This is a genomic window from Caballeronia sp. LZ001, assembly GCF_031450875.1.
Lineage (GTDB): Bacteria > Pseudomonadota > Gammaproteobacteria > Burkholderiales > Burkholderiaceae > Caballeronia.
Map to the genome: position 1 here is coordinate 245,162 of NZ_JARTVX010000005.1, position 20,592 is coordinate 265,753.

A 20,592-nucleotide genomic window follows, 5' to 3' on the forward strand; every position below is an offset into this window, starting at 1 on the left:
CGAAATGATTGATCTCATCCGTCTTGGCGACGACACCGATCACGGTGGCAAAGTCATTACCGCCTCGAAGACCATGCGCTTCGGCGGTAGCTATGTCGCGCGCAAAGGAGACGAGGTAAGTTGCCCTTTGCACGACATCAAGCCTAACCTCGTCATCGACGGTGACGATGGCACGACCGACGGCGGGGTTCCAGTCGCCCGGCACGGCTTTCGTGCTACGTGCGGCTGTCGCCTTATTTCTAGCTTGCGGTAGACGGATGCCCGTCGTTTTACCCCCGGCAGAGTCATCCGAGACCCGTCCCGAGCCGCCACGGATGATTATTTGGCTGGTGCTTCTTGCTGTTGTCATGGCGGGAGGCGCCGTCTATACCTTCGTCGCGTGGCCCAAGAACGAATCGACGCGCACAGCATGGTTCTGGATCCAGCTGTTAGGCATTCCTTTTCTGCTTTGGGCGCTTGCCTACGGATTGCGCTGGCTCTATCACGAACAGGAATGTGATCGGATCGACGCAGTGAACGAAACACTGCGCGCAGACCGAGAAAAAGCAGTGGAGTTTGCCCGCGATCCGCTCGCGGTGCTCGGCTATGCCTATCTAACTGGCGCCGGCACGTCGAACATGGCGAGGCTCATTGCGGAGCCTGCGAACACCGCCGAACTGCCGACAGGGGAAATCGCAGTCTCGGTTAGCAACTACAAGGAACTGCCGCTGGTCGGTGACGACGATGATCCATCACGCTATCGCGCCTGCTTCGGAGATCTGATCGGGGCGATGGTCGATGTAGTCCGGAAGATTCCCCATGACGCGCCATTTGCCGTTCGTCTGCAGTTGCCCAAGGAGGCGGATCGCGACACCTCGCTTGCGGCATGGCAAGCTTGTTGGACCGCCGCGAAACTTCGACCGACCACTGCCATTCTGATCGAACCCGAACAAGGCGTGATGGCGCTGGATGAATGGCTCGATGTCCGAGGTGGGCCAAAGTTGGAACGGTTCGTCCTTTTTGCTGCTGTACAGCTTCGTGAAGCGCCATTCGACGACAGCACCGAAGCTGCGGTCGCCTTGCTGCTGTCATGGGCGCCGCTCGCCTATCGTTATGAGCTTTGTCCGCTTGCAATACTGCACCGGCCGATCGAAGGTGAGTCGGAGGAGTGCAGGGCTGTATTGACAACCCCTTTGCGGTTTGGGCACGCGACAGGCGATCAAATTAGTGATCTATGGGAAGCTGCTCTGGAGTCCGACGAGAAATCAATCATCTCCCGAGACATTTCAAGCTTGGTGGCCGGCGTGTCAAAGACTGAGAAATTGTCCGGTATTCACGACATTGACAAGACATTCGATCGCCTCGACGGCGCGACCGGATGGCTCACGCTCGGTATCGAGCACGCGGCGGATACCAAGCGCCCACAACTAATGGCATGGAGAGAAGGCAGGTTTCGCGTTGCGGTCGCGCAGCCGGGAGGCCAGACATCGACACGCGACGGAATAGAAATTGCCTAAATCTCGTTATTGGATTTTTGTGGGAGCGCTGACCGCGCTCGCTTCACTTTACGCTTGGTCCCATGGCTCGGAACTCGATCCATCTGCTGCCCGAAGGGTGATTTTTGTGTGCATGATGGGCGCGATCGTACTCAGTGCACGGGGCGCGCTGTCAAGCACATGGCGCTTGACAGCGCGCTTTGCCCTGCAGCGCAAGCAGGAGCAATTCGAACGCGATCCGCTCGCCCGGCTGAGTGCGGCCGAGACGGTGCGCAAAGAGTCTGTGCCGATCAAACGGGAAGCACTGAAATTAGCGCTTCGCGACCGCCATGGCAGGTGCTGGCGGTACCGCGATCGCTGGATTCTTGTGAGTGGCGACGAGTCGATCGTCAAACGCCTCTCGCCAGGGCTTGCCAAGAACGGCTATGAGATCACCAGTGGTGCGGTTCTGATTTATGCGGCGCAGACAATTGATTTTATCGATGCCGACTGGCTCGACCAGATCCGTCGGTTCCGTCGCCGACGGCCCGTTGATGCGATCGTAGCCGTGATGTGCAATCGGCATTACAAGAACGCTCCATTTGATTCGGAAGAACTCGCACAGCGGCTCACGCGTCAGGCTCGGACGCTGGGCTGGGCGGCGCCTGTGTATCTTGTGAATGCAACGGATTTCGAGGACAAGCTCCCTGTCTCGGAGGAGGCCATTGGCATTCTTTGGTCCGATAGGCGTCTGAAAGCCGATGCGGTCGAACCCTTGCTCAGCGCGCTTGCTCATCGTCTTGCGGACAGTGGTGTAAGACGCCTCGCTCAAGATGCCCACGATCGGTATGCGGCGCAGGTATCGCAACACATCAGCGAGTTGCATGTCGGGCTGCTCAACCTCGTTTTACAAACCGCTAAGTCTCGCCTCTGGCGTCACCCGGTGCACGGGCTGCTCTTTGCTCCGCTCTTTAAGGAGCGGGAGCTAATCGCATTTCAGCGCGGCGAAACGCAAGACGGCGTGGTGCCGCGACAGCTCGAGCGGCGCCTCATTTGGCAGACCGTTGCAGAACATAGTGGAGCACCCTATGGACGTCGGGTGGGGTTCTACTGGCCCAACGCGCTCGCGGCCCTGGTAATGGTTGGAGCGATAGGCTGGTGCGCGGCGCTGACCGTCTCGTTCATCGGCAATCGCTCCGTCATGGCCGATGTACGGGCCGCGGTCGACACGGCCCTTGCCACCAAGCTAGGCACGCCGGCAGCAATACGCGCTCAACTCGCCCTGCAACAACAAATCGACACACTGGAATATCGCCAGCAACATGGCGCACCGTGGTACATGCGTGCAGGCCTGAATTACAACGATCAAATACTCGCTGCGCTCTGGCCGACCTATGCAAGCATCGCGGCGCACAACCTGCGCGATCCGTCCGCCCATCAACTCGAAGCCACGCTCACGCAACTCGCTCAGTCTCGCGCCGACGCACTGCCCAGCACCGAAGAACAGCAGCGCGACTACGACGCGCTCAAGACGTATCTAATGCTGGCGCAGCCTCAACATGCAGACGCTGCCTACCTCGCCAAGCAGTTGCCGACCACGTGGCCCGCAATCGCCGGCATGAGCACGGGCGAATGGCTCGACACCTCGCAACGGCTCGCGTCGTTCTACGCGTCGCACTTGCGCGCGCATCCTGAATGGCGACTCCATGCATCGGATGATCTGACCCAGGCGTCGCGCAACATGCTCGTCAATCAGATCGGCCTGCAGAACTCCGACGACACGCTCTACCAATCCGTGCTGGAGCAGGCGAAGGGCAAATACGCCGATATGTCGCTCGTGACGCTGATCAACGGAGCGGACGCACGCGGCTTATTCACGACGACGCAAACCGTACCGGGCATCTACACGCGCGCCGCATGGGACGGCATGATCGGCGAGGCAATCGACAAGGCCGCCAAGGAAGGGCGCGTGGCGGCGGACTGGGTGCTCGCCGACGAACGCGCCGCGCGCGTGCCGGGCGCGGCGCTCGAAGCGCATCAGGACATCGAGGAAGTGAGGCAGCGCCTGCGCGCGCGCTATTTCGCAAGCTATACCGCCGCGTGGCAGGCGATGCTGAACAGCCTGCAATGGCAGAATGCGACCAATCTAGGCAGCGCGATCACGCAGCTCACGCGCTTGACCGATGCGCAGACCTCGCCGCTGATTGCGCTGATGAAATCGGTTCAGTATCAGGCACAGGCGGGACGTCCCTCGCAAGCGCTCTCGGACACGCTAGTGCGCAAAGCACAGGACCTGATCGGCAACAAGACAGGCATCGCGAGTGCTCAGGAAGTCGATCCGCTGGACAAATCTTTCGGCCCGCTGCTCGCGTTGATGGGCGATGACGTGGTGACGGGCACGGCCAGCAAGTCGAACGGCAAGCCCACAAAAAGTGTCGCCGACTTCAGCGGCGTGAGCCTCGCGCATTTCCTGACGGTGGCCACGACCATGCGCCTGAAGCTGCAGCAAATCGCCACCAGCACCGACGCCCAGGCCATGGCGCGTCAAATGGCGCAGGCGGTGTTTCAGGGCAAGCTCTCGGAACTCACGCAGGCACGCGACGATGCCGCGCTCACTGCCGCAAGCCTTGGCTCGCAATGGTCGGGCTTCGGCGACTGAGCGGGCGCGTACCGGGCGATTATCCGGTGTGTCGCGAGAGCTTCCGTCTGTTCTGCACACCAGTGATCAACCTGTTCGAAGTGGATGCGCTGCCGCTGCGACCTACGGACTGGCATGATCGCGAACATCGCGTTCAACCCGGCGTGGCGGGGCACGTCGAGCCGTATCACGTGCTCGCAGTGACCGCCGCAGATCCGGAGGACAGCGCACGTCACGCATATAGCGCCTTCACGAGCTTTCGCCATCGCGGCTGGACGCTGCAGTACGAGAAGCCAGAGCGCTATTTCCATACCGCGATGCGTTTGGGCGTGACGGGCCGGGAGGTTTGGCTGACGCTATCCGGGCAGTTGTGGGAGCGTCTCCACGCGGACGCTGCGCACGATGAGAACCGTCCGCAACCGGATCGCCATCTGACGGTGAGGGCACTGGCGAACAATGGACGCTTGCCGCGCATGGCGCTTTCCGAGGCGACGATCACCGAGACAGTGTCGGGCTTTACCGGTATCGCGTCGGTGCGCAACCTGAGCGCGCCGACGCTGCCGTTGTATCCGCCGCGCCATCACCCGGAGTACGACTGGCGCTTGCTCGGCCATTTCACGGCGGGCGGCGCGAATGAATTGAACATGATCGGGATGGTGGGCGCACCTGCATTTCGCGAGGCGCTGGAGCTTTACGACTGGTCGCCTGACGACAGTACTCAGCGGCGCATCGATGCTATCGAAGATGTGTGGTTGGCCGAGCATGAGTCGGTGGGCAAAGGACATATGCGACGCGAGGTTCGCGTGTACGTGCGCCTCGACGCTAGGGCATTCGACGGGCCGGGTGACGCAGCGCTGTTCGGTGATGTGCTAAGCCGGTTCGTGGGCCGCTATGCAAGTTTTCATCATGCGATGCGGTTGGTGCTGGACGTCGAGGGTAAGCAGACCGTGTATCCGGTGATGGAGTTCGAGGGGGCGCCATTCTGATTCGCGATACCGCAGCGCGTCAATCACTATGGTCGTCGCCCGCGACGTCTGCCGGCGGCTTGCGCAATACCTGTGTTGTCTGGAATTGTTGGCGTGGCGCTGCCGGTCGACGACGGCTTCGTCGCACACTGTCCGTACTTGCGTGAGAGACCGCTTCAAGCCGCTCTCCGCACTTCCCTTTCCGCCGCGAACCTGACCACCACAACCAGCCCATGCGGTTCCGCATCCCTTAACACAACTTCCGCGCCGATCCGCGCCGCCACCGTGGCGACGATCGACAAACCAAGACCCGAGCCTTCGGTATCCGTGCCGAGCACGCGATAGAACGGATCGAACACACGCTCCCTTTCTTCCGCCGCAATGCCGGCGCCGGAGTCCTCCACGCGAATGAACGCGCGGCCATCGATCACGCCGGCCGATAAATCCACGCGCCCATCTTCCGGCGTATAGCGGATGGCGTTATCGACGAGGTTCTTCAGCAAGATCGAAAGCTCGGCCTCGGGCACGTCGATCACCACGTCATCCTCCGTACTCGACACGCCGATGTCCAGACGCTTCGCCTCGGCAAGCGGCATCAAATCCTCGAGCACGTTGCGAAAAACTTCCTGTACACGCAGCCTGCTCGGCTTGCCCACGGTCTTGTCCTGCACGCGCGCGAGCGTGAGCAACTGATTGAGCAGCGCACGCGTGCGCGCGAGACCTCGCCGCAACGAGAACAATCGTTCGCGCGCGGCGGCGGGCATCTCCGAGGCGTCGAGGCGCTCGGCTTGCAGCGAAAGCGCCGTTAGCGGCGAGCGCAGTTCATGCGCGGCATCGGCGACGAAGCGGCGTTGCATCGCCAGCGAAATGTCCACGCGGATCAGCAGGCGATTGATCGCCACGACGAACGGCGTGATCTCGGAAGGAACCGTATCTTCCGTGAGCGCCGAGAGATCGTGCTCGGGACGCTGATCGAGATCGCCCGCCAAAAGCGCGAGCGGACGAAACATGCGGCGCACGAGCCAATGAAGCGTGATGAGCAAAACCACCGCGAGCGTGCCGAACGGAATGACGGTGGCAAGCGCACTGTTGCGCGCAATCTCGTCGCGCCCCATGGTCTTCTGTCCGACCACGACACGCACGCCGTCTTCGAGCGTCTTCACGATGATCCGCCAGCGCAGGCCAGCCACGTTCGCATACTGAAGGCCGTCCCGCAGGTCGGCGGAGAGCGCGAGCGGCGCGCGTTCATCGAGTGTCTGAATCACGATCTTCGATGCGAAGTCCACACCCGGCACATCGGCAAGCGTTTCGCGCCGCATGACGGCGAGACTGCGCGGCGTCACGAGCGCGGTGATCTGCTTGAGCTGCCCGTCCTGCAACTCGTTCGCCTCGTGAAAAGCCGTCTTGAACGCGATGAAGCCGCCGATGAGCGCAATCGCCACGATCAGCACCGACAGCCATGCCGACAAACGAAACTGGAGCGAACGGTTCATGTCTGCTTCGAGACCATCCAGCCCACGCCGCGCACATTCTTGATCGCCTGCGCGCCGAGCTTCTTGCGCAGCGAATGAATCAGGAATTCGACGGCGTTGCTTTCGACTTCCTCATTCCAGCCGTAGATGCGGTCTTCGAGTTCCGTGCGCGAGAGAATGGCGCCGGGGCGCAGCATGAGCGCCTGAAGCAACGCAAACTCGCGGCTCGACAGACGCGTGACGTTGCCCGCGGCCGTGACTTCGCGCGTGGCGGGATCGAGCGAGATGATGCCGTTCGACATGACGGGCGCCGCCTGACCGCTGCGCCGCCGCACCACGGCGCGCATCCGCGCGAGCAGTTCGGACATCTCGAAGGGCTTGAGGATGTAATCGTCCGCGCCTGCATCGAGGCCACGAATACGCTCTTCCACCGCATCGCGCGCGGTGATGATAAGTAACGGAACCAGATTGCCGCCGGCCCGCACCGCGCGCAACACGTCGATGCCGTCCTTGCCCGGCAAGCCCAGATCGAGCAGGGCAACGTCGTAGCTGTGCGTTTCCAGGCTCGTCAACGCAAGCCGGCCGTCACGCACCCAGTCGACGGCGTAGCTGCCGTCCTTGAGGGTGTCGTGCACAGCTTCGCCGATCATGCGGTCGTCCTCGACCAGCAACACCCTCATGCCATTTCTCCGTGGGCTCACCTTCGCCCCCGCGCGCAAAACATCTGCGAAAAGGGCGGCAAAAGCGACTTTACACCGAGTGAGAAGGGGGATGGGGACATCGGCATGGAGGATGCGTCTTCTTGACTGAGTCTGAAGTCTCGAAGCGTAGACTTAGCTGGTGCTTAGGAATAAAAGACCAGGCGAATCGTTTGCTCGACGGGCCATGCCATCCGCGAAAACCCGCATCGCCGCCAATCCTAAGTTTGAGCTAAGTCTCGGCTGCAACGGTGTCGCTCTGCACGGAATCATCGCCCGCCCGTTCGCCCATAAGACAGACATGACCACCACCGCGCCCACGAAAAAAGCCCCGCGACGGCCGCCTTCCGCCGTTCTCGCCCGCCCGTTGGCCTGGGAACATTACGATCTCTCGCAATCGAATGTCATGTTCGAACGGCTCCCCGCGCCGGGCGAACTCGCGCTCTGGCTCGTGCCTACCGAATTCCGCTTCGTGTCCGCATCGAACGTCGGTCTTTGGCTCACGGTCGCCGAGCGCAAACGCGCGCGCATTCATCCAAACGCGGCGGTGGGACGGCGCTTCGGCGTCGGACGGGCGACGCTTCGGCTGCTGCTTTCCGGGGTGCTCGCGTGCCGGCAACACGAAGTGAAGCTGGAGGAAGGGCCCGAGGAACGCATCGTGGTGGCGAATCTGCGCGATGGCCAGTCGGTCGGCGTCGACATCGCTTATTGCGGTATCTGGATCGTCATTGCGATGGCGGCTGACAGAGTAGGGCTGAAGATAGCGCCGAATCTGTTCGCGCCGCGCGATACGAAGGATTTGTTCGCAGCCGCACGAGCGCGCGCGGAACGCGGTGAGGTGCGATCGCTGCAAGAGCGGGCCGCGCAGGAGACGACGTGGCATACGCTTCCGCTGCTCTTGCCGGGCGAAGCGCGTGGCGCTGTCGTGCTCGAAAGACCGTTCGAACGCGTGCGAGCGTTTGGCTGGGAGCGTCCGTTCGATGCAATTTGACCAACGGCGCTAAGCGTCCGCTAAGGAATCGATTGTTATTCTGCGGAAACTCACGGCTCTCATGGAATACTTCGACATGCAAATCAATACGGAAACGCAGGACCGACACGACCTCAAGGTGCCGGCCGTCACGCTCGGCTTCTGGCTCATCAAGATCGCGGCGACGACGCTCGGCGAGACCGGCGGCGATTGGGTCACGATGTCGCTGAATCTCGGCTATCTGGTGGGCTCCGCGATTTTCGCGATCCTGTTCGTCGGCTTCGTCATGGCGCAGGTGCGGGCGAAGGGCTTCCATCCGTCGTTCTACTGGATCACCATCGTCGCGACCACGACGCTCGGAACCACGCTCGCCGACTTTGCCGATCGCTCCGTTGGGCTCGGTTATCCGGGCGGCGTCTCGTTGATCGTCGTGTGCCTGGTGCTGTGCATCTTTCTTTGGTATCGCGTGGAAGGAACGGTCGCGGTGTCGAGCGTGACCACACCGCGCGCCGAATGGTTCTACTGGATCACGATCCTGTTCTCGCAAACGCTGGGCACCGCCGTCGGCGACTGGCTCGCAGGCGACGATCGCGGCGGTCTCGGCCTCGGCTACGAAGTGAGCGCGCTGATTTTCGGCACGCTGCTGCTTGCCGTGTGCCTGATGTACTTTTTTACGCAGATTTCCCACACGCTGCTCTTCTGGCTCGCGTTCGTGCTGACGCGGCCGCTCGGCGCCACGCTGGGCGATTTCTTCGATAAACCCGTCGACCAGGGCGGACTCGCTTTCAGCCGCTTCACGGCTTCGGTCGTCCTCATCGTGGCGATGGTCGCGGCTGTGTGGATCACGGATCGAGTCGATAAGCGCAAGGCAGCGGCGTATCCGTGACCTGAGTCACGCAAAAAAGAATTTTGACGCGCTATCATCCGGGAAAACCCGTATTTGTCCGAGTGCCGGCGATCCCGGCCAACGACGAATCGGCATTGTCCCTTTGCATCGGCGCCGGCCAAAAGCCGTGTCCGATTTCCGACCGGATGTCGACCCATGATTGCGATCGTCTTTCGACGAGCGGCTGACCGCCTGCTCGTAGCAGATCCCGGCCTCGCGCGCTTCGTCACGGCGCTTCGTGCGACGCTCGCTACGTTGATTAGCGCCTTCATCTGCATCGAAGTGGCCGCGCGATTCGGGTCACCGCCGGTGGTCGCCGGACTAGCCGTGCTGTTCTGCATGATCGCCCCGCTGTTTTTGCGCGATCACACGCTGCGAGGCTGGTTAGTCTCCCTCTCTTCCCTCTATCTCGTCGCCGTATCGAGCTTTGCCACGGCGGCCGCGCTCGATGCCGTGCCGTTCGTCGCCGATGCGGTGTTCATCGCGCTGCTCTTCGCCGGCATGCTGGTGCAGGCTTGCGGACCTCGAGCGCTTGGCAGCGCGCTGATCGGCATCGTGACTTTTTACTTTGGCGTGTATCTGCATCCATCGTCGAACAAGGCTGGTTTGATCCTCGCGCTGTCGATGGTGGCGCCGTGCGTGATCGTGTGCGTCGCTCGCGGAATCGTGCCGCAACGCCGGATTGCCGCGATACAACTGGCGATTCGCACCGTCGCCTTGCGCGCAAGAGACGTGCTCCGCGAAACGCACCGCGTGGGGCGCACGCACACGGCGTTGTCCTCGATGAACGAAGCGGCCATCGCCTTCGAAGACCGGCTCGCGCTTCTAGACCCGGACGAAGCCGGCGCGCTGCGCGAAGCGCTCGTGGAACTCGAAGTCGCCGCAGGCCAATATGTCTTCGATGCAACGAGCCGCCCCGCACGCGAAAGCGCCTTCCGCTCGGCGATTGCGAAGCTCGAAGGCATTGAGACGACGGATTCGAAGCGCAAGAACGCGCCGCCGCCGCGCAAGAGAATCGACATGAGCCAGCTACGCACGAGCCTTTCGTGGCTGCCCGCCTTGCGCACGGGCGCGGCAGCGCTGATGGCCATGCTCGCGGGTCACGTGCTGTCGTCGGAGCGCTGGTTCTGGGCCGTCATCACGGTGTTCGTCGTGTTCCTCGGTACGCGTTCGCGCGGCGACACGCTGTATCGCGCCATGCAGCGCATTGCCGGAACACTCGCGGGCGGACTGGTCAGCGCGCTTCTGGTGACGAGTCTGCACGATCAGCCCGCCGCGATTGCAGCCGCCATGCTGCTCTGCGTTTTCGGTTGGGCGTACTTCATCATGAGCGCATACGGGCCGGGCGTGTTTTTCATCACCGTGCTCGTGGGTCTGGTCTATGGCGGTCTCGGCCTTGCCGTGCAACCGCTCGTCGAACTGCGGATCGAAGAAGTGGCCATAGGATGCCTCGCCGCCTTGATCGCCGCGTTCACCGTCAAGCCGCTCGATACCACGAGCCATATCGAGGCGCGCTTCGTCGGCGTGGTCGATGCCTTGATCGAAGGCGTGAGCGCGGCTTCAGCCAATGCGGATGAAAACCAGGGACGTGCCGCCGCCGCAGTCAGAGCGCTGGATCGTCAATGGCACGACTTCCGCGTTGCATTGCGTCCTCAGCGCGTCTTTGTTTGGGAGCCGCGTTACGAGCAGATCGCCGGAGCCTTGCAGTGCTGCGTCCACAACGTGCGCGCCATGCTCAGCGAGCGCTCCGATACGCGACAGGATGCTGGCAGCGAACACAGCTTCGGCTCGGTGATGGCGCGGCTGGAAAGCGTACGCGCGCGTTATGCACGGCCGATACGCAACACGCTTCCTATCGATACCCGCACCAGCGATGCGCTCGTCTCGCTCGATGGCGCCGTCGCGCTGCTTGCGTCACGCATTCGCGATGCACAAGCCAGCCGCGATATCTCCGTCACGTGGCGCACGCTTGCTTCGTTACGGGCGCGAATCGGCTTCCATTGAGGCAGACGGCACGTGCGGTTAATTGTCGAGATAAGGCGCGAGGTCTCGCGTCGCATCCGCAAATTTGGCGCTCAGATAATCGAGCAGCGCCCGCACGCGCGGCGCCATGTACTGACGCCGCTGAAACAACGCATGCACGGGCGTGTCGGGGCAACGCCATTCGGGCAGCAGAAGCTCGAGCCTGCCAGCCTGCAGATCCGCGCCGATGTCCCATATGGACTTCATCGCCACACCGTGTCCTTCGAGCGCCCATTGCCGCGCGAGTGCGCCATCGTTCGTCTCGCGTGCATGCGTGAGCGGCGCGGTGAAATTCTCGCTGTGGGCGTCGCGCATGAAACGCCATTCGTTCGCCACGCCAGCAGCTGAACTCAGCAAAATGAAGCGATGCCGAGCGAGCGTCGCGACGTTCTCCGGCCTGCCATGCGCCTCGATATAAGCCGGTGACGCGCATAGCGTGCGACGGTTCGGCGCCATGCGCTTGGCGATCATCGTGCTGTCGGCGGGCACGCCGAAACGGATCGCGAGGTCGATATCGTCGAGTAGCAAATGCGACAGCGAGTCCGACAACACCAACGCAATGCTGACCTCGGGATGCATCTCGTTGAAGGCGTCGAGCCATTGCGTGAGGACATGGCGGCCGAAATCCGACGTGGCCGAGACGCGCAACTTGCCGCTCACCACGGCGCGTCCGGCGTGCAGCGCGGCGTGGGCGTCGTCGAGTGTTTGCAGCGCGTGCTGGCAGTGCGACAGGTATGTGCGGCCTTCGTCGGTCAGTCTCAGACTGCGCGTGGTGCGCTCGAAGAGTTGCACGCCGAGCGCGCTTTCGAGTCGCACGAGCCGCGCGCTGGCCGCAGCCGGCGATAGATCGAGCTTGCGGCCGGCCGCCGAAAGACTGCCGAGCGCCGCTGCTTCGACGAAAAGCCGGATGTCACCCAGGTTATCCACGCGCTGCCGCTCCAGGTTTGGTAGGTGGGACGATCGCGCCGAGGTGCGCGTGGGTATCATACCCGCGCCCTTATTTGCTCACCACGCCAAGTTGCTGCAGGAAAGCGAGGTTGTCTTCGAGATGCCAATTGTCGGTAATCTTGCCGTCGCGGATACGGTAGATATCGGTCGCGATGAAATCCACCGGCTGTCCGTTGCCCTGCACGCCGTTGAACGTGCCGGTGAAATGGCCCGTGAAGTGCAGATGCGTGACGACGCGGTCGCCCGTGACGATCATCTGTTCGACCGCAGCGTGGACGTCCGGCACGGCTGCATGAAACGTTTTCGATGCAGCCAGCGGCCCGGCAATGCCCTGCGGGCGGCCGGGCGGCAGCGTGCGGTCCGTGAAGTCGTCGGCGAGCGCGGCGCGTGCCTGCGCTTCGTCACCGGTGGTCCAGAACGTGTCGTAGGTGCGGGCCGCGTGAATCTGCCGCGCCGCCTGCTGCTTCGACAGAGTTTTGTCGACGATAAGCGTCTGCGGCTCGACGAGGTTATCGGCAGCGGACGCCGGCAGCGCACTTGCAACAAGTGCTGCACCAAGGGCAGCGGACACGATACGTAAGAGCGACATGATGTTCTCCGTGAATGGCTGTTCGTATGAGGTTTAAGCGGCGCAACGCGGACTCGGTTATTGCTTGCAATGCGCCTTGCATGAAAGCCATTCTGCGTTCATCGATGTCGCTTGATAATGGGTCTGCCTCTTGAATGATTCTTCTGCGAAACCAAAAAGTGCCGCGCGTCTTCAATCCTTCGCGGCCGGCGCATAGAGCGTGATGCCGAAGCGCGACGCGGCCTCGCGCATGCGGGCCTTGTCCGCGTCGGTCGGGTCGTGCGGGACGACCTGGCCGCTTTGCGCATCGGCACAAGCATCGACGAAGCGGTCGAAGCCTGCGGGCGTGCAGATCACGAGATAACGGGCTGTCTGCGCCCCGGAATTGATGAGCTGATGCTGCGAGCCACGCGGCAGCACCACGGTCGAGCCAGCCAGCAAGCGATGCCGCGTACCATCGACGATGGCATCCAGTTCGCCTTCCAGCATCAGCAGCGTCTCTTCCTCATTCTCGTGACGATGCATGGGCGTGGCGCGTCCGGCAGGCGAGAACATTTCCAGCATGCAGTAAGCATCGTCCGTATGATTGCCGGACACGAGCAGGCGAGCGCGGGAACCGCCGAAATCGTATTCGACCGGGTTATCGTTCAACATGAACATGCAAAATTCTCCATATAGTTCGTATGACGTACTAATTAGACATGAGCCGAAATCGCTCTCACCGCGCTACTCTAAGCGAATATCGGCCATGCATTGGAGGCAGCCGTGCCACGTCTTTCACGCTAATCTGTCGCGAATGACGCCATGAAGAATCTCAGCCAGTTCGTTAATTTTTCTGCTGTCGCGCGCCACGGCAGCTTTGCGCAAGCAGCACGTGAACTCGGGCTTGCGCCTTCATCCGTGGCGAAAAGCGTCGCACGCTTAGAAAAGGATCTCGGGGCGCGGCTTTTTCACCGGACCACGCGCGCTGTCACGCTCACCGAAGAAGGACGCGCGCTGTTTGCGAAAAGCGCGCGCTTGCTCGAAGAAATCGAAGCGCTCGATCTGGACTCTGTCAGCGACAACGACGAGCCCGCAGGCGTGCTGCGCATTGGCGCTCCGATAGGCTATGGCGTGCGTGTCGTGTTGCCGGTGCTCGCGCGTCTGCGCGAACGTTATCCGCTACTCGAATTCGATCTGCGTCTTTCCGACGGACGCGTGAGTCTCACCGACGAAGGACTCGATGCGTCGATCCGCTTCGGCGAACTCGAAGACTCGTCGCTGATTGCGCAAAAGATCGACGAACAGGCGCTCGTGTTGTGCGCGAGTCCGACGTATCTCTCGCGGCACGCAAGAATTCGCGCGGTGAGGGAACTCGAACATCACACGTTGATTGCGTTTCGTCTGCCGACGAACGGGCGCGACCGGCCGCTCGAATTCATCGAGAACGGAGAAAAGGTATCGGTGGAATCGCAAGCGCCGTTTCGCATCAGTCACGGCGAGGCGCTGGCGGAGGCCGCGTTGCTCGGTATCGGTCTTGCGCAGATGCCCGAGTTTTTCGCGCGTCAGTATCTCGCGGCGGGCGCGCTCGTCGAAGTGCTGGCGAGTTGCCGCCCCGCGCCGCTTGCCGTGAATCTCGTGCTGCCGGGCTCGCGTGTGCGGCCCGCGCGGGTACGCGCGTTGGTCGAAGCATTCACGGCAAGTGCCTGACGCGCAAAGCCTCAATGGCCCGTTTCGCGCTTGCTCTGCTCGGCGACGGTGAGAATGGCTTCGGGCATGACCTCGAGGCGCGCCTTGGGAATGGGGTCGCCGCTTTCGTCGGAAAGACCGTAGCTGCCTTCCTCGATTTTTTGCAGCGCGCGCTGGATGTCGGCGATACGCAAGTCGTTCACGTTGCGCAGTGCCTGATTCGATACGTATTGCTCGCGTCGCTGTGCGTCGTCTTCGTATTCCTCGGCTTCGGCGCCTTGTTCTTCCTGTAGATTTCGCTCGCTCGCAATCGTGCCTTCTTCGTTGCCGAGCAATTCGCGCTGCAATGCTTCCAGACGTTCGCGCTGCTTTGCGATGAACTCGTCACTCAAGCCGTTTTCGTCGGTGGCCATGATGGTGCCTCGAGTAAGTGTTCATCAAACGTACGCTTCGGCAGTCGGCATTGTCAAGGCAACTTGTTCGTGGCCGTGCTCCGACAAAAGCAGGGCCGCTCAGGTCTCGCTCCACATGCGCAGCAGATTGTGATAGCAGCCGACCAGCGTTCGCTTTGCGGCTTCATCGCCTTGCGTGGCGTTCAGGCGTTGAATGGAGTTGTCGAGATCGAAGAGGAGGGCGCGTTGAGCGTCGTCGCGCACGAGGCTTTGCGCCCAGAAGAAGCTCGACACGCGTGCGCCGCGCGTCACGGGCCGTACTTGATGCAGGCTCGTCGCGGGATAAACGATCGCATGTCCCGCGGGCAATTTCACTTCCTGCACGCCATACGTGTCTTCTATGACGAGTTCGCCGCCATCGTAGTCTTCGGGACGGGACAGGAAGAGCGTGACGGAGACGTCGGTACGCACGCGTGCGCCATGACCCGGCACGATACGGATTGCGCCATCGACATGACTGCCGAAGTGCATGCCGCCTTCGTAGCGATTGAAGAGCGGTGGATACACGCGATTGGGCAGCACCGCGCTGATGAAGAGCGGATGCCGTTCGAGCGCGCCGACGATGGCGTCGCCCATTTCATGCGCAATGGGCGAGCCTTCCGCGATCTGCCGGTTATGTTTGACCGGCGCGCCCTGATAGCCAGCGGTTGCGCGGCCGTCGACCCATGAGTCCGTGGCGGCTTCAAGCCGTGCGCGCATGGCGGCGGCATCTTCGGGCGTGAGAACGCCGGGTATGGAGAGGATCATCGTTCTGACTTTTCAACTGCGCGCGCCGCGCCTTGATTCGGCGTGGCGCGCGCAGGCACATCAACGGAAGCGGTAATTCAACGTCGCGAGGAAGGTGCGGCCGTAGCCCGGCACCGCGCGTCCGCCATCCGACGGGATCAGCGCGTCGTAGTAACGCTTGTCCGTCAGATTCAGCACGTTGAACTGGATATCGTAACGCTTCTGATGATAGGCGGCCATCGCGTCCCAGCGCACGTATCCGCCCACCTGAACGAGATTGTTGTTCGCTGCATAGCGCGAGGACACATACGAAGGCCCGCCGCCGATCTGCCATGCCGGCGTGAAGTCGTAGGTCGTCCAGAAGTTGAGCATGTGATGCGGCGTGTTGGCGAGCGTGTTGCCGGTCGTGCCGTCGAGCGCCTTCTGCACGGTGCCGTCCATGTAGGTGTAGCCGCCGAACATCTGCCACTGCTTCGTGATGTGGCCCGCGACGCCCAACTGATAACCGCGCACGCGGACGTCGCCATCGAGCGTGTATTCGCCGGTCGAAACCTGCGTGCGAGCGTTGGTCTTCTCGATGTTGAAGAGCGACTGCGTCAGCGAAAGGCCGCCGTTCAGCAAGTCCCACTTCGAGCCGACCTCGTAAGAACGGTTCTTTTCAGGCGGCGTGTTCTGCTGATTGTTGGTGAGCGTCAGTGCTTCGAGCGACGGGTTGAACGACGTCCCGTACGACACGTAATACGATTGCCAGTCGGCCGGCTGCCACACCACGCCGGTACGCACGCTCGTGAAGAAGTTGGTCTGCGTGGCGTAACCGGGCGCGTTGATCGAATTGTTGATCGACGCTTCATAGCGGTCCCAGCGCACACCGCCAATCCACTTCCAGTTCTCGCCGATGGACACCGTATCGTTCAAATAAAGACCAATGCCGTTCGCGCTCGATTCGGCCAGATTCGTCGCGACTTCACGATAATTCGCCGGGCGCGGCACGTATGCCGGATCGACGAGCGGCACGATGGCGAGCGTATTCGAAGGCAGGCCGGGCGTGGTCGCCGTGAAGCTCTGGTTGCTGTAGGTCTCGTGACTCAGATCGACGCCGACGAGCATGTCGTGCTTCAGGAAGCCGGTTGCGAACTTGCCCTGAAGATCGGTCGTGTTATAGACCGAGTGATCGTTGATGTTGCGGTCCTTGCCCTGCAGCCGCACGAATAGCGACGACAGCGGCAGTGCCGTGTAGTTGCCGTTCGCAAGCGCGGTCGAGGTTCCGAGCGGACCCGTCAGCACGGCCGCTGCGTTGGTCGCGCGCGCCTCGGTGCTGTAGTGGCTGAACTGCGTCTGGTTGCGCAGCGTGAACATGTCGTTGAAGCGATGTTCCACACGCGCGTTCACCGTCTGCACGTCCTGGATCGTGCGGTCGTCCGTGAAGCCGTAGAAGGTTTTCCTATCGACCGGCGCGGGATGGCCGTTCAGCGGCGGAATGCCATAGTCGGGCTGATCGTAGTTATGCTGGATCAGCGCGGACAAGGTCACCTGCGTAGGCGTACCGATGCCGAACTTCACTTCCGGGGCCACGCCGTAATCCTTGTTCTTCATCTGATCGGGGGTTGAACCGAGATCCTGTCCGAACGCGTTGATACGGAACGCGGAGGTATCCGTGAGCGGCTGGTTGATGTCGACCGTGCTGCGATAGCGGTCGTGCGTGCCCGCTTGCACGGAAACATCGGCGCGAGGCTTCAGGTTCGGCTGCTTGCTGACCTGATTGATGACGCCGCCCGTGGAACCGCGCCCGAAGTACAGCGACGACGGGCCATACAGCACGTCGATGGATTCGAGATTGAAGGTATCGCGATAGTACTGGCCGCGGTCGCGAAAGCCGTCGAGATAGATGTCGGTGCGCGCCGTGAAGCCGCGCAGGTTGATGTTGTTGCCGATCTGGCCGCCTTCGGCCGCGCCGAGGGTTACGCCCGGCACATTGCGCAAGGCGTCGGAAAACGAACTCACCGCTTGCGATTGCAGCACTGCTTTCGGCACGACCACGACGGCCTGCGGAATGTCGCGCAGCGCCGTCGGAACCTTGGCGCCGACGCTCGAGACTTCCGGCTGGAAGTCGGCTTGCTGATCGGCCTGTCCCGTGACCTTGACCGCCGGCAGCGCGGCGGTTTCCGGTGCGGATGCGTTGCTCACCGGGGCATCGGCCTGGGTCGTCTGCGTCACTTGCGGGGCGGTTTGCGCGTAAAGCGGCGCCGCAATCGGCGCAACGGTAAACGCGGCCAACGCCGCGGCAAGCGGTGTTTTCCTCAACATGTCGTTCCTCAAATTTTTTCGACCGCATGCGTGTCGCTGACGCATGCGCAATTGACTTGTTCTTGGCTCGGCATCCACGAATCAGAAATAAGCCCTTAATTCAGGTGAATGCGAATCACTATCATTACACAAAGGCCGAAATATTTGGAATGAATTTCACAATTCCAGGGAACTTTTTCCGAAATGGTCAGGCGAATGTAAGGGTGCGTACAGTGCCTGTACTAGATGCGTAAGAAGCAAAACGCCCGCAACGCGCGGCGCTGCGGGCGTGAATGCGGGCCAATCAGCGACGGCATCCTTTTTCGAGAACGATGGTTTCGAACAACTCGTAGTCCGCGGTGGGCGTCTGGTCCGCGCCCGGCGCGTGGTAGTAGTTCATCGTGATCGATGTCTTGCCGCCATGCTCGCCCGGATCGCAGTCGAAAACGGCGATGCCGTAGCCCGTGCCCGTATCGCGTTGCGCGGACCAGATGGCGTCTTCCACCGCATCCGCTACAGGACGCACGAACGTGCCCGCCGTCGCGCCCGGAATGGGCCGGTTGCGTTTCGTGAAGACCTGCGCTTGCGGATTGCCCGTGCCTGCATCCGTGCCGTAGACGTCGAGCGGCGCGCTGGTGCCGCCGCCGCCGAGAATCAGATGGACCGTGCCGTGCGAAGTATCGATAGGATCGTTCGCGCGATGCGCTGTCATCACCGGACGCGGTTGCAAGGTGTCGACGCGTTCGCCCGTCGTCGCATCGCGGCCTGCGTGATGATTGCAACCGCGCACGGGATGGCTGCGCTCGTAATCGTGATCGTGGCCGCACAGCACGAGGTCCACGCCGTATCGGTCGAACAAGGGCAGCCATGCTTCGCGAATGCCCTTGTCGGAGCCATTGCCCGTCTTCGACGAACTCAGCGCGTCCTGATGCATCTGCACGATGATCCAGTCGATGTCGTCGTCGCGCGACGCATCGCGCAGCGTCTCTTCGAGCCAGCGCGTCTGCTCGCCCTGACTGTAGCCGCGAATGTAGAACGACGTGCCCGGTTCAATGGCCGGATTGCCCGTGCTCGCGGCAGGCACGAGCGGAGCGGGACCGGCGACGAATGCGGCGGCATCCTGATACACGACGTCGTCGGCATCGAGCGAAACGAACAGCACCGAACTGACGCGGAAGCTATACCAGCGCCCCGGAAACTGCGTGCCGTTGTCGGGCAACGTGTAGCGCGTGAGATAGGAATCGAAGCCCTGGCGGCCGTTGTTGAACTCGACTTCGTGATTGCCCGGACAAGGCATCCACGGACGATTCGCGGCAGAGACCTGCGCGTTATTGCCGAAGTCGCGCCACACTTCAGGCTGATGAGCGGCGTTGAGATTCGCGTAGCAGAGATCGCCGTTGAGCAAGTGAAAGAGCGGGTCGAAACGTTCCACAGCTTGCACCGCGAAACGGCTTTGCGGCGACGACAACACCCAGCCCGTGTTCGGCGTCGCGAGGTCGCCATAACTCGTGAAGCGGAACTTGCGACGGCCGCGCGGCGCCGTGCGAAAGCTCGCGCTGAAAGGCTGGGCCGCGTTGCTGTCGTTATCGGCGGTGACTTCGTAGTGATACGTCGTGTCCGGATGAAGGTCGCCAAGACGCGCATGATACGTGCAGACAATCTCGCCGTTCAGACCATCGGTATAAGTGCGTTGTACGCCGTGAATCACGCTTGCATGACCTTCGTGCGTTCTGATGCGAACACGCGGATGCACGGCCTGCGCAAGCGATGCCCAGCTCACGACGACTTCGCGCGTCGGGTCTTGGCCCCAAGTCAGATGCACTTGTTCGGGCGTGCCATCCGGGCCGGGCGATGCCGCGTTCGCCGTCGCGCTCATGACATTGGCCGCGGTGGCTATGCCGGACGCACCGGCGAGCTTGAGAAAGCCTCTGCGCGATGCAATAGATGCGGAGTCTTGCGGGTTCTTCGTTACCATGGACGGGCCGTCTCCTCGTTTGATCAGGACGCGATGTGTCCGGAGACATTATTACTATCGGTATGACCCGGCTATGACAAACGGCCTGCACGACCGGCTTAGGTGAAAACAGGAGCGAAGAATGGCAAGCAACGAGTACGTGGTGTTCAAGGGAAAGGTAAGGCTTGGCGTTCCCTTTCTGGACGGTTACAAAGGCGACCCGCACTATGTGATCGTAAGCGACGACGAGAAGGGCAACGAGTTTCGCATCGTCACGAACGTGAAGTCGGATAGCTCGCTGACGGGTCCTGCGGGTTACCTCGTGTTGTATGTGCTGAATCAGAACTTCGACAACGCGATCACGGCAGACCTCGCGAAACTGAATGCGGGCGTCACCACATCGAGCTTTCCGAAACTCGACTACGTGCACGAAGAAGGCCTCGTCGATCTAAGCGCCATGCGTCCTATTCCGCTCGACACGGCAAGCAAGCACAACGACATCAACGCGCTCGTCAACGAGATGCTGCAGCTCGATATGTCAGCCGATCCGGTGAACTATGTTTATCCGACGCCGAGCTACAAGGATGAACGGCGCGGCTGGAAACCAACGAAGGACGTCACGGTTTATGGTTTCGGCTTTCTCTTTCAGCCGGGAGAAGACGGGCTTCACGAGACGCATATGAATCAGGGCAATCCAAAGCCCATGAAGGGTAGCCACGTGAAGGATCATTCGAATGAAAACGGTGTGTCGCAGGATGGTGCCGTGATCGTCGAAGTGGATGGCAAGTATCAGGCGCTCTTCGTGGCGTTTCAAACGCAACTCGTGCCGACAGATAATCGCGGCTTTCCGATTCCGGGCGAGTCGCATCCTATACTCGACTGAACTCA

General features: G+C 61.7%; 19 protein-coding genes. 9 read left to right on the forward strand and 10 right to left on the reverse strand.

What is annotated here, in order from left to right; all coding sequences use genetic code 11:
* Positions 1 to 4: 4 nt before the first annotated feature.
* On the forward strand, positions 5 to 253 hold the full coding sequence (locus P9292_RS37640) for a PAAR domain-containing protein (RefSeq protein ID WP_244829230.1): 249 nt from the start codon (positions 5 to 7) through the stop codon (positions 251 to 253).
* 61 nt (positions 254 to 314) lie between these two features.
* On the forward strand, positions 315 to 1,496 hold the full coding sequence (locus P9292_RS37645; RefSeq protein ID WP_309964603.1) for a hypothetical protein: 1,182 nt from the start codon (positions 315 to 317) through the stop codon (positions 1,494 to 1,496).
* A 289-nt stretch (positions 1,497 to 1,785) separates the two neighbouring features.
* On the opposite strand, the gene P9292_RS37650 is transcribed toward P9292_RS37645, so the two are convergent.
* Positions 1,786 to 2,340: a hypothetical protein gene (locus tag P9292_RS37650; RefSeq protein ID WP_309964604.1), complete on the reverse strand. Its 555-nt coding sequence runs from the start codon at positions 2,338 to 2,340 to the stop codon at positions 1,786 to 1,788.
* A 213-nt stretch (positions 2,341 to 2,553) separates the two neighbouring features.
* Between P9292_RS37650 and P9292_RS37655 the strand changes: the two genes are divergently transcribed.
* Positions 2,554 to 4,113: an ImcF-related family protein gene (locus P9292_RS37655; protein WP_309964606.1), complete on the forward strand. Its 1,560-nt coding sequence runs from the start codon at positions 2,554 to 2,556 to the stop codon at positions 4,111 to 4,113.
* Positions 4,092 to 5,078: a type VI secretion system baseplate subunit TssF gene (locus tag P9292_RS37660; RefSeq protein ID WP_309964609.1), complete on the forward strand. Its 987-nt coding sequence runs from the start codon at positions 4,092 to 4,094 to the stop codon at positions 5,076 to 5,078. Before P9292_RS37655 ends, P9292_RS37660 begins: the two co-directional genes overlap by 22 nt.
* Positions 5,079 to 5,233: 155 nt before the next feature.
* Here the strand turns inward: P9292_RS37660 and P9292_RS37665 are convergent, their stop codons facing one another.
* Together P9292_RS37665 and P9292_RS37670 are read right to left on the reverse strand one after the other, a co-directional pair.
* A complete protein-coding gene (locus P9292_RS37665) occupies positions 5,234 to 6,550 on the reverse strand; it encodes an ATP-binding protein (RefSeq protein ID WP_250467826.1) in 1,317 nt (438 codons plus the stop codon).
* Positions 6,547 to 7,209 carry a response regulator transcription factor gene (locus tag P9292_RS37670; RefSeq protein WP_309964611.1) on the reverse strand — a complete coding sequence of 221 codons (663 nt, stop codon included), beginning with the start codon at positions 7,207 to 7,209 and terminating at the stop codon, positions 6,547 to 6,549. Before P9292_RS37670 ends, P9292_RS37665 begins: the two co-directional genes overlap by 4 nt.
* 424 nt (positions 7,210 to 7,633) lie before the next feature.
* Here P9292_RS37670 and P9292_RS37675 point away from each other — a divergent pair, with 424 nt between their 5' ends.
* The 3 genes from P9292_RS37675 (at position 7,634) to P9292_RS37685 (ending at position 11,087) form a co-directional block, all read left to right on the forward strand.
* Complete coding sequence (locus tag P9292_RS37675) at positions 7,634 to 8,218, forward strand: hypothetical protein (RefSeq protein ID WP_244831124.1); 585 nt, start codon at positions 7,634 to 7,636, stop codon at positions 8,216 to 8,218.
* Positions 8,219 to 8,294: 76 nt separating this feature from the next.
* The gene (locus tag P9292_RS37680) at positions 8,295 to 9,083 is read left to right on the forward strand and encodes a hypothetical protein (RefSeq protein WP_244831125.1); all 789 of its coding nucleotides are present in this window, start codon (positions 8,295 to 8,297) and stop codon (positions 9,081 to 9,083) included.
* Between the two features lie 156 nt (positions 9,084 to 9,239).
* Positions 9,240 to 11,087: an FUSC family protein gene (locus P9292_RS37685; RefSeq protein WP_309964615.1), complete on the forward strand. Its 1,848-nt coding sequence runs from the start codon at positions 9,240 to 9,242 to the stop codon at positions 11,085 to 11,087.
* Between the two features lie 18 nt (positions 11,088 to 11,105).
* Here P9292_RS37685 and P9292_RS37690 read toward each other — a convergent pair whose 3' ends face one another.
* The 3 genes from P9292_RS37690 to P9292_RS37700 all read right to left on the reverse strand — a co-directional run bounded on the left by P9292_RS37690 (position 11,106) and on the right by P9292_RS37700 (position 13,281).
* A complete protein-coding gene (locus tag P9292_RS37690) occupies positions 11,106 to 12,032 on the reverse strand; it encodes a LysR substrate-binding domain-containing protein (protein ID WP_309964618.1) in 927 nt (308 codons plus the stop codon).
* 70 nt (positions 12,033 to 12,102) lie between these two features.
* On the reverse strand, positions 12,103 to 12,642 hold the full coding sequence (locus P9292_RS37695) for an ester cyclase (RefSeq protein ID WP_250527152.1): 540 nt from the start codon (positions 12,640 to 12,642) through the stop codon (positions 12,103 to 12,105).
* A gap of 171 nt (positions 12,643 to 12,813) precedes the next feature.
* Positions 12,814 to 13,281 carry a cupin domain-containing protein gene (locus P9292_RS37700; protein WP_309964621.1) on the reverse strand — a complete coding sequence of 156 codons (468 nt, stop codon included), beginning with the start codon at positions 13,279 to 13,281 and terminating at the stop codon, positions 12,814 to 12,816.
* Between the two features lie 144 nt (positions 13,282 to 13,425).
* Here P9292_RS37700 and P9292_RS37705 point away from each other — a divergent pair, with 144 nt between their 5' ends.
* On the forward strand, positions 13,426 to 14,310 hold the full coding sequence (locus P9292_RS37705; RefSeq protein ID WP_309964623.1) for a LysR substrate-binding domain-containing protein: 885 nt from the start codon (positions 13,426 to 13,428) through the stop codon (positions 14,308 to 14,310).
* An 11-nt stretch (positions 14,311 to 14,321) separates the two neighbouring features.
* Here the strand turns inward: P9292_RS37705 and P9292_RS37710 are convergent, their stop codons facing one another.
* The 4 genes from P9292_RS37710 to P9292_RS37725 form a co-directional block, all read right to left on the reverse strand.
* The gene (locus tag P9292_RS37710; protein WP_244831131.1) at positions 14,322 to 14,702 is read right to left on the reverse strand and encodes a TraR/DksA C4-type zinc finger protein; all 381 of its coding nucleotides are present in this window, start codon (positions 14,700 to 14,702) and stop codon (positions 14,322 to 14,324) included.
* Between the two features lie 99 nt (positions 14,703 to 14,801).
* Complete coding sequence (locus tag P9292_RS37715; RefSeq protein WP_244831132.1) at positions 14,802 to 15,488, reverse strand: Fe2+-dependent dioxygenase; 687 nt, start codon at positions 15,486 to 15,488, stop codon at positions 14,802 to 14,804.
* 60 nt (positions 15,489 to 15,548) lie between these two features.
* Positions 15,549 to 17,771: a TonB-dependent siderophore receptor gene (locus P9292_RS37720; RefSeq protein ID WP_309964626.1), complete on the reverse strand. Its 2,223-nt coding sequence runs from the start codon at positions 17,769 to 17,771 to the stop codon at positions 15,549 to 15,551.
* A 283-nt stretch (positions 17,772 to 18,054) separates the two neighbouring features.
* On the reverse strand, positions 18,055 to 19,725 hold the full coding sequence (locus tag P9292_RS37725) for a metallophosphoesterase family protein (protein WP_309964628.1): 1,671 nt from the start codon (positions 19,723 to 19,725) through the stop codon (positions 18,055 to 18,057).
* Positions 19,726 to 19,846: 121 nt separating this feature from the next.
* Here P9292_RS37725 and P9292_RS37730 point away from each other — a divergent pair, with 121 nt between their 5' ends.
* Positions 19,847 to 20,587, forward strand: coding sequence for a DUF2278 family protein (locus tag P9292_RS37730; protein WP_309964630.1), 741 nt, complete (start codon positions 19,847 to 19,849; stop codon positions 20,585 to 20,587).
* Positions 20,588 to 20,592: the final 5 nt, after the last annotated feature.

What these genes read in the sequence shown, in the direction of transcription:
- P9292_RS37695 (WP_250527152.1), bottom strand. Translation starts at nt 12,642, where the DNA reads ATGTCGCTCTTACGTATCGTGTCCGCTGCCCTTGGTGCAGCACTTGTT.
- P9292_RS37710 (WP_244831131.1), bottom strand. Translation starts at nt 14,702, where the DNA reads ATGGCCACCGACGAAAACGGCTTGAGTGACGAGTTCATCGCAAAGCAG.
- P9292_RS37680 (WP_244831125.1), top strand. Translation starts at nt 8,295, where the DNA reads ATGCAAATCAATACGGAAACGCAGGACCGACACGACCTCAAGGTGCCG.
- P9292_RS37705 (WP_309964623.1), top strand. Translation starts at nt 13,426, where the DNA reads ATGAAGAATCTCAGCCAGTTCGTTAATTTTTCTGCTGTCGCGCGCCAC.
- P9292_RS37640 (WP_244829230.1), top strand. Translation starts at nt 5, where the DNA reads ATGATTGATCTCATCCGTCTTGGCGACGACACCGATCACGGTGGCAAA.
- P9292_RS37720 (WP_309964626.1), bottom strand. Translation starts at nt 17,771, where the DNA reads ATGTTGAGGAAAACACCGCTTGCCGCGGCGTTGGCCGCGTTTACCGTT.
- P9292_RS37725 (WP_309964628.1), bottom strand. Translation starts at nt 19,725, where the DNA reads ATGGTAACGAAGAACCCGCAAGACTCCGCATCTATTGCATCGCGCAGA.
- P9292_RS37670 (WP_309964611.1), bottom strand. Translation starts at nt 7,209, where the DNA reads ATGAGGGTGTTGCTGGTCGAGGACGACCGCATGATCGGCGAAGCTGTG.
- P9292_RS37730 (WP_309964630.1), top strand. Translation starts at nt 19,847, where the DNA reads ATGGCAAGCAACGAGTACGTGGTGTTCAAGGGAAAGGTAAGGCTTGGC.
- P9292_RS37700 (WP_309964621.1), bottom strand. Translation starts at nt 13,281, where the DNA reads ATGTTCATGTTGAACGATAACCCGGTCGAATACGATTTCGGCGGTTCC.
- P9292_RS37715 (WP_244831132.1), bottom strand. Translation starts at nt 15,488, where the DNA reads ATGATCCTCTCCATACCCGGCGTTCTCACGCCCGAAGATGCCGCCGCC.
- P9292_RS37665 (WP_250467826.1), bottom strand. Translation starts at nt 6,550, where the DNA reads ATGAACCGTTCGCTCCAGTTTCGTTTGTCGGCATGGCTGTCGGTGCTG.
- P9292_RS37685 (WP_309964615.1), top strand. Translation starts at nt 9,240, where the DNA reads ATGATTGCGATCGTCTTTCGACGAGCGGCTGACCGCCTGCTCGTAGCA.
- P9292_RS37650 (WP_309964604.1), bottom strand. Translation starts at nt 2,340, where the DNA reads ATGCAACTCGCTGATGTGTTGCGATACCTGCGCCGCATACCGATCGTG.
- P9292_RS37675 (WP_244831124.1), top strand. Translation starts at nt 7,634, where the DNA reads ATGTTCGAACGGCTCCCCGCGCCGGGCGAACTCGCGCTCTGGCTCGTG.
- P9292_RS37645 (WP_309964603.1), top strand. Translation starts at nt 315, where the DNA reads ATGATTATTTGGCTGGTGCTTCTTGCTGTTGTCATGGCGGGAGGCGCC.
- P9292_RS37660 (WP_309964609.1), top strand. Translation starts at nt 4,092, where the DNA reads ATGGTCGGGCTTCGGCGACTGAGCGGGCGCGTACCGGGCGATTATCCG.